Origin of the sequence: Streptomyces sp. PA03-5A (genome assembly GCF_033792725.1) — a bacterium.
Lineage (GTDB): Bacteria > Actinomycetota > Actinomycetes > Streptomycetales > Streptomycetaceae > Actinacidiphila.
Map to the genome: position 1 here is coordinate 87,424 of NZ_JARAVL010000039.1, position 6,436 is coordinate 93,859.

The 6,436-nt window shown below is 70.9% G+C and carries 8 protein-coding genes; 3 read left to right on the plus strand and 5 right to left on the minus strand.

Translation table 11 applies throughout. The features are described from left to right. Nucleotides 1-96 precede the first annotated feature (96 nt). A complete protein-coding gene (gene phoU, locus PV410_RS36085; RefSeq protein WP_499513183.1) occupies nucleotides 97-777 on the plus strand; it encodes a phosphate signaling complex PhoU family protein in 681 nt (226 codons plus the stop codon). A gap of 426 nt (nucleotides 778-1,203) precedes the next feature. On the opposite strand, the gene PV410_RS36090 is transcribed toward phoU, so the two are convergent. Beyond that, nucleotides 1,204-1,683: a VOC family protein gene (locus tag PV410_RS36090; protein ID WP_500330240.1), complete on the minus strand. Its 480-nt coding sequence runs from the start codon at nucleotides 1,681-1,683 to the stop codon at nucleotides 1,204-1,206. A 181-nt stretch (nucleotides 1,684-1,864) separates the two neighbouring features. Between PV410_RS36090 and PV410_RS36095 the strand changes: the two genes are divergently transcribed. After that, nucleotides 1,865-2,632: a CDP-alcohol phosphatidyltransferase family protein gene (locus PV410_RS36095; RefSeq protein ID WP_500330242.1), complete on the plus strand. Its 768-nt coding sequence runs from the start codon at nucleotides 1,865-1,867 to the stop codon at nucleotides 2,630-2,632. On the opposite strand, the gene PV410_RS36100 is transcribed toward PV410_RS36095, so the two are convergent. Further along, nucleotides 2,571-3,308 carry a class I SAM-dependent methyltransferase gene (locus tag PV410_RS36100; RefSeq protein WP_500330244.1) on the minus strand — a complete coding sequence of 246 codons (738 nt, stop codon included), beginning with the start codon at nucleotides 3,306-3,308 and terminating at the stop codon, nucleotides 2,571-2,573. The two genes, PV410_RS36095 and PV410_RS36100, sit on opposite strands and share 62 nt — an antisense overlap. Next, nucleotides 3,286-4,200 (minus strand): hypothetical protein, encoded by a 915-nt coding sequence (locus PV410_RS36105; protein ID WP_500330246.1) that lies wholly within the window; start codon nucleotides 4,198-4,200, stop codon nucleotides 3,286-3,288. Before PV410_RS36105 ends, PV410_RS36100 begins: the two co-directional genes overlap by 23 nt. 103 nt (nucleotides 4,201-4,303) lie before the next feature. On the opposite strand from PV410_RS36105, the gene PV410_RS36110 reads away from it, so the two are divergent. After that, nucleotides 4,304-4,507 carry a hypothetical protein gene (locus PV410_RS36110; protein ID WP_500330247.1) on the plus strand — a complete coding sequence of 68 codons (204 nt, stop codon included), beginning with the start codon at nucleotides 4,304-4,306 and terminating at the stop codon, nucleotides 4,505-4,507. A 35-nt stretch (nucleotides 4,508-4,542) separates the two neighbouring features. Here PV410_RS36110 and PV410_RS36115 read toward each other — a convergent pair whose 3' ends face one another. Together PV410_RS36115 and PV410_RS36120 are read right to left on the minus strand one after the other, a co-directional pair. After that, nucleotides 4,543-4,878 (minus strand): DUF6087 family protein, encoded by a 336-nt coding sequence (locus PV410_RS36115; RefSeq protein ID WP_500330249.1) that lies wholly within the window; start codon nucleotides 4,876-4,878, stop codon nucleotides 4,543-4,545. A 937-nt stretch (nucleotides 4,879-5,815) separates the two neighbouring features. Then, nucleotides 5,816-6,262, minus strand: coding sequence for a hypothetical protein (locus tag PV410_RS36120; protein WP_500330251.1), 447 nt, complete (start codon nucleotides 6,260-6,262; stop codon nucleotides 5,816-5,818). Nucleotides 6,263-6,436: the final 174 nt, after the last annotated feature.

The following is a 6,436-nucleotide window of genomic DNA, read 5'->3' on the forward strand; positions in this document are numbered from 1 at the left end:
CGAGCGGTACGCGTGTGCGCGCGAGGTTGGGGAGCGTGTCAGCGTGGGAGGACAATCCTCTTTTCGAACGGCTGAAGCGGCAACGGAAGGATCGCGATGCGCGACGCATATCACGAGGAACTCGACTCGATCGGTGACGGCCTGGTCGACATGGCCCGGCTGGTCGGCTCCGCGATCGGGCGGGCCACCACGGCGCTGCTCGACGCGGACCTCAAGCTCGCGGAGAGCGTGATCGCCGCCGACGAGAAGGTGGACGACCTGCAGCGCGAGCTGGAGAACCGGGCCATCACCCTGCTCGCCCGCCAGCAGCCCGTCGCGACCGACCTGCGGATCGTCGTCACCAGCCTGCGCATGAGCGCGGACCTGGAGCGCTCCGGCGACCTCGCCCGCCATGTGGCGAAGCTCGCACGGCTGCGGTTCCCCAACACCGCCGTCCCGAGCGACCTGCACGCCACGATCCTGGAGATGGGCCAGCTGGCGCAGCGGCTGATGGCCAAGGCCGCCGAGGTGATCATCAGCAAGGACGTCGACGACGCCCTGCAGCTGGAGGCGGACGACGACCGCATGGACGAGCTGCACCGCACGCTCTTCCAGCACCTGCTCGACGACCGCTGGAAGCACGGCATCGAGACGGCGGTGGACGTCACCCTCGTCGGCCGCTACTACGAGCGCTTCGCCGACCACGCGGTCTCGGTCGCCAAGCGCGTCGTCTACCTCGTCACGGGCGAGCACGCGGACGAGCTGTCCCCGCCTCCCACCCCGATGCCGGCGGACTAGGGCCTGTCGGCCGCAACGGCCGTACGGCGCGGGACGACGCGGCGCGCGGGGCGGGTGCGCCCCCAGGGGCGGAACGCTTCCGCGCGCCGTTGATGCGCCGGTGGGGGATGCCGTTCACTGGTGGCAGGCATGCAGGCAGCCGTCACCAACGGCATAGGAGGGTAACCATGCCCGAGTCCCCCACGTCGCCCACCGCCCGCGACCAGCCGTCCCCCGAGGGGACCCCGCAATCCCCCGGCATCCGTGAGCTGCCGTTGCTCGGAGCGTGCGGCTGCGGTTCGGGCTGCGGATGCGGCTGCCAGTCCGGAGCGCCCTGCCGCTGCGGCGGCAGCTGCTGACTCCACCGAGTCCACGCCACCCGCGTTCCTCACGCTCGGGGGCCCGTCCGGTCGCTCCGGACGGGCCCCCGACGCCGTGTCCCCCGGGTCACCCGCCGTCGTACGCGCGCCGCAGCGCGGCGAGGTCCATCTTCTTCATGGACAGCATCGCCTCCGTGGCCCGCCGGGCCTTCTCCGGGTCGGCGTCCCCGACCATCTCCAGCAGCACCTCGGGGAACACCTGCCAGGACACCCCGTACCGGTCCTTCAGCCATCCGCAGGGGCCCTCCTCACCGCCGTCGGTGAGCTTCTCCCAGTAGTAGTCGACCTCGGCCTGGTCGGCGCAGCGGATCTGGAACGAGACCGCCTCGTTGAAGGTGAAGTGCGGACCGCCGTTGAGCGCCACGAACTTCTGCCCGTTGGCCGTGAACTCCACGGCCAGCACGGACCCCGCGGGGCCGGGCCCGGCCTCGTTGTAGCGGCCGATCGTGCCGATCGCGGAGTTCTTGAAGATCGAGACGTAGTGGTTCGCCGCCTCCTCGGCCTTCCCGTCGAACCACAGGCACGTGGTGAATCCGTCGGTGGTCATCGCTGCCTCCTCCTGACGCATGGGCGCGTACGTCCTAAGGACGGTCCCGGCGCCGGAAACTCATCGGCGTACGGCCATGTGCCGGTTCGCCGTCCCGGGGCCCCCGACGGGACTCGCGGAGGCGTCCCCTAGCCTGTGCCGATCACCACGGCGCGCGGTGATCAATTGGGAGGAGATCGTCATGGTTGCTGCCCCGGCACTGGCGGAGCTGCGCGAGGTCTGCCAGCCGCAGGCGAAGCTGCGGAGCCGCAACGGCGAGCACTGGGCGGGCCGCCTGTACATGCGGCGCGTTTCGCTCCGCATGACCCGGCAGCTGGTGCGGACCCGGATCTCCCCCGACACGCTGACGTGGACGATGGTCGTGTGCGGTGTCGGCGCGGGCGCCGCCCTTCTCATCCCCGGGCTCACCGGGGCCGTGCTGGCCGCCGTGCTCTTCCAGCTCTTCCTGCTCTTCGACTGCGTGGACGGCGAGGTCGCCCGCTGGAAGGGGCAGAACAGCGCGACCGGCATCTACGTCGACCGTCTCGGCGCCTACCTGGCCGACGCGGCACTGCTGACCGGGGCGGGCTTCCGGGTGGCCCACGACGGGTCCGCGTACTGGGCTTCGGTCGGCCTCGCGACGGCCCTGGGCGTCGTGCTGCTGAAGGCGTCCACCGACCTCGTCGACGTCGCCCGCGCCCGCCGGGGCCTGTCCGTCGCCGGCGACGAGGCGGCCCGGCCCCGTTCCGAGGGCGTCGCCACCGTCCGGCGGCTCGCCTCGGCCCTCAAGATCCACCGCCTCACCAACGGCATCGAGGCCTCCCTCGTCCTGCTCGCCGCGGCCGTCGCGGACACCCTGACCGGCAGTGCCGCCCCCACCGCTTGGACGCTCGCCGCGCTGGCGGTGATCACGTGGCTGATGGTGGTGGCCCACCTGGCATCGATCCTGTCGTCCTCGCGGCTGCGCTGACGCCGGGTCCGGCCGGCCGGGCCCTGGTCATCAGCAGGTGGCCCCTGCGGAAGCGCTCGTCCGGTCCGGGCTCCCGGAGCATGCGGCCGGTTTCGGTGAAGCCGGCCGCCGTCGCCAGGGCGGCGAGGTCGTCGATCGGCCACCGGTAGGCCGTCGTCACCTTGTGGTCGAACGCCTCGAGGGGGCCCCCGCCGGATTCGAAGAAGCCCAGCAGGAGATGGCCGCCCGGGGCCAGGACCCGGCGGAACTCGTCGAAGTACGGGGGCAGTTCGCCCGGCGGCGTGTGGATGACGGAGTACCAGGACACGATGCCGTCCAGCTCGCCGTCGGCGACGGCGTCCAGGGCGTCCATCGAGCCGACGTCGAAGCGCAGCTCCGGATGGGCCTCGCGGGCGAGGCCGATCATGACCGGCGACAGGTCGACGCCGAAGGCCTCCAGCCCCAGGTCCCGCAGGTGCGCGGTGAGGTACCCCGGGCCGCAGCCGAGGTCGGCGACGGTCCTCCCGCCGGCCGCCCGCACGCAGTCGGCGAAGGCCGCGATCAGCGCGCGGTCCAGCGGGAGCGAGCCGAGGGAGTCGCTGAACAGTTCCGCGTAGAGGACGGCGACGGCGTCGTACGCGCCGGCCGTCGAGACGGCATGGGGGGAGGGGTCCCTAGGAATCGGCGAACCAGGCACCGATCGACTCCCACTGGAAGGCGTCCCGCCAGGCGACCCCGCCCGCCGTCCAGCCCTGAAGGGCCGCGACGGCCTTCTCCGCGGACACCGTTCGCGTCCGGTAGTGCTCGGCGGGGGCGCGGTCGCGGTACTCGAGCTGGTACGTGCCGTCGGGGCGGTGCCACACCTGGGCGTAACACTGCTGGTCCGCGGCGCACTCCATGACCAGGTGCCCGTCACGCGGGAGGTTCAGCACCGCCTTCTCCAGCTCGGCGCCGAGGGGGCTGTCGTCATCGAGGCGGTGACCGGGGTGCGCGAGGGGGTCGGTGTCCACGGTTTCCTCTCCTTCTCCTTCCGGTTGGACGGGTGGCAGTCCGCAGGCGTCGATCAGTTCGAAGAACAGGTCCTCCACGAACGGGTCCGCCCGTTTGGCGAGCACCTCGCGCAGGGCGTCACGGTCCGCGGTGAACCCGGCCTCGGCGGCCCAGCCGGCGATGTCCTCCGCGGTCCCCGGCACCTCCGCGAGCATCCAGCGGACGTTCCGCGCCTTCTCGCTCTCCCCCGGGGGCGCGTCGTCCACGGCCGGCGGCGACCCGGCGATCTCGTAGTCGGCGGCCATCTCCGGGTCGAGGAAGGCGGACCAGACCGCCCCGGAGGGCGTGAGGCCGCGTACGAAGCAGACGTCGCTGTCGAAGACGCTCGCGATCAGGACGGGCGAACCGGTCGCGGCCACCAGCCTCTCCAGCCATCGATCGTCGTCGTTGTCCGGAAGCGACCGGCCGAACTGCAGCGTCTTCCAGCCCCCGGGGCGCGGCAGGCACACGTCCAGGTCGTCGGCGGTCTCCTCGAACCCGCGCATCCGCTCCAACGGCCCGTCACTCCGCGCCAGTACGACATCGCCGGTGTACCCCATGGCTCCCTCCCCGAAGGCTGCCGCCGATGCTAGCGACGGCCACCGACATCGCTCGGTGCGGCCGCGCTACCCTGCTACTGGGACAGCGACTTCCGGGGGGACCGTGACCGCACTGCCGGCGAGCGTGGACCGCGACATCCTCGATCACCGGATCATGTTCGCGGCGCGGACGATCCGGGAAACCCTGGGCTGCTCGATCCACGAGGCCATCGACCTGGTCGCCGTCCGGCACGAGGAACTGCGCCGGGAGCGCCCGGACGACTTCAGCTTCGGGCCCGAGGAGTTCGGCCAAAGCTTCTACTCCTGATACTCCTGAGCGGCGATGCGCGTGCCGAGGCCCGGCTATTCGTCCAGCAGCGCCCGCAGCCGTGCCTTCCGCCGGTCGGCGGCCGCAGCGGAAGGGGGCGGGGCCGCGCGCTGCCCCCCGTCCGAGGGCCCGGCCTGCCGTCCGCGCCGGGCCGCGTTCAGCAGGGCCCGGGCTTCGGCCAGGCCGGAGACCACGGCGACCGGTTGCCATGCATAGCCGTCCCATTGCGAGATGAGACGTGGGGCGTCCGGATCCACGTGAGCGCCCCGCGGCGGCCCCGCAGCAAGGGTGCCCGCACGAAGCCGGCCCTTCCTGCGTGCCTGCCGTTCCTCGCGGCGCTCCACCCACTGCTCCAGGGGCTCGTCCTCCATGCGCACAGGATGTCCCGGCACGCCCCCGGGACACCACAGCCGCGCGGAAACCAACCCCCGGGTTCGGCCCCCTAACCGCGCGGCGCGGGACCCTGCTTCCACCCCTCGACCGGACCGGGTCACGAAGCTTCGTTTCCAGAGGGTCCAGGACTTGCCGCATCTGGGCCTGGACGGCGTCGGCGTCGGCGTCGGGCTGTGACCGTCCGCGAACGTCCCTGGTCGTACGCCCCGATGAGGGACCGTTGTAGCGCAGTGAGACACTCCGATGCTTGCCCTGTGCCTGGTCCGTCTTGCTGACTGGGCCGGTCTGAGCCTGCCGTGGCAACATGCCGGCATGCCGAGTTTCCCAAGCAGTGACGATCTTACGGAGGCAATCGAGGACGGTCTGTCGCCTTCGTGGTCCGTGCGGGCCGCTGCTGGCCCGCGACTTGCCCCGCACGCGGGAGTTGCGTCCGCTGCGGCCGTTCTGGAAGGCCTGTTGCTCGATCCAGAGAACACGTTCGTGACCAGGGTTACCGCAGAAGCCCTCCTGAGGCAGGGGTCCTTGGCCGCGGTGCGGCTTGTGGCCCGTGCTGTCGCTCGCGCTGACGACAACCACGGCGATTGGTTGCAGACTGCCGCGTACGATGTGGCCTGGCCGCCAGGTGAGGCGGGTCGTGCCGTTTCGGCTGCGTGCGCTGTTCTTGCCGACGATCCGGATGGGGCCGTCCGCAGTGGTGCCGCGGAAGTCGCGGAGTGGGTCCGCACGTAGCGGACAGCTCGCTCGCGGAAGATCCCCAGTTTGGAAGACTGAGGCTGCGGACCCGGCCTCACCTAGGGGACGCTGACCTGCGACAAATTGACCCCATCACCGCTGTTCCCCGTGGGTCCCCGTTCGGCACCGCCTCACCTGGCACGGCTGTGGCACGCCCGTGTTCCTGTAGGGCCCGACCACCCGCTACCAAGACAGTCGCGGATCCTGTTCGTGCTCAGGAGAGTGCGCAGGGAGCCCGCGGTCCGGCCCGTCCGTCCGCCACAGGGATCCGGGTCGCGGGCTACCGTCCCACCACGACGGCGGCGGGACGTGGACCCGCTGCGTGCTCGGGATCGATACCTCGACCAGCGCGCCGTCCTGGAACATCCACAACCCGAAGCAATCATCGTCTTCGTCGTGGAGCATCACCTGGACGCATTCAGGCCGGTTCCAAGGCAGCGCCTCCAGGTCTGCGAGGACTCCGCGGCGCTGGCTCTCCCGGTAGAACTCGAGGTACCACCCGCCGACGAACCAGTCGGGTATCCGCTCGAAACTGCCGCGCCAGGTGCGCGTCTCGTCGGCCCGCGTCAGCGGCTCCATAACGTCGTCCTCGTACTGTGCCAGGACGAGGACCTGCGCCATTCTGCTCATGAGCGCATGTCATCCTGTGGAACCACCCCCTGGCAAACCCGTTTCGCCCTTGGCCTTTGGGCTGCGACACCCGCTTTACTGATCGTTTCAGAATGAGATCGGCGTGTCGGCTGGCAGTCAATGATCTTCATCGGCAGGGTCTGCGGAGTGTCCGATGATCTTGTCCCTGATGAC

What these genes read in the sequence shown, in the direction of transcription:
- phoU (WP_499513183.1), top strand. Translation starts at nt 97, where the DNA reads ATGCGCGACGCATATCACGAGGAACTCGACTCGATCGGTGACGGCCTG.
- PV410_RS36090 (WP_500330240.1), bottom strand. Translation starts at nt 1,683, where the DNA reads ATGACCACCGACGGATTCACCACGTGCCTGTGGTTCGACGGGAAGGCC.
- PV410_RS36095 (WP_500330242.1), top strand. Translation starts at nt 1,865, where the DNA reads ATGGTTGCTGCCCCGGCACTGGCGGAGCTGCGCGAGGTCTGCCAGCCG.
- PV410_RS36105 (WP_500330246.1), bottom strand. Translation starts at nt 4,200, where the DNA reads ATGGGGTACACCGGCGATGTCGTACTGGCGCGGAGTGACGGGCCGTTG.
- PV410_RS36115 (WP_500330249.1), bottom strand. Translation starts at nt 4,878, where the DNA reads ATGGAGGACGAGCCCCTGGAGCAGTGGGTGGAGCGCCGCGAGGAACGG.
- PV410_RS36120 (WP_500330251.1), bottom strand. Translation starts at nt 6,262, where the DNA reads ATGAGCAGAATGGCGCAGGTCCTCGTCCTGGCACAGTACGAGGACGAC.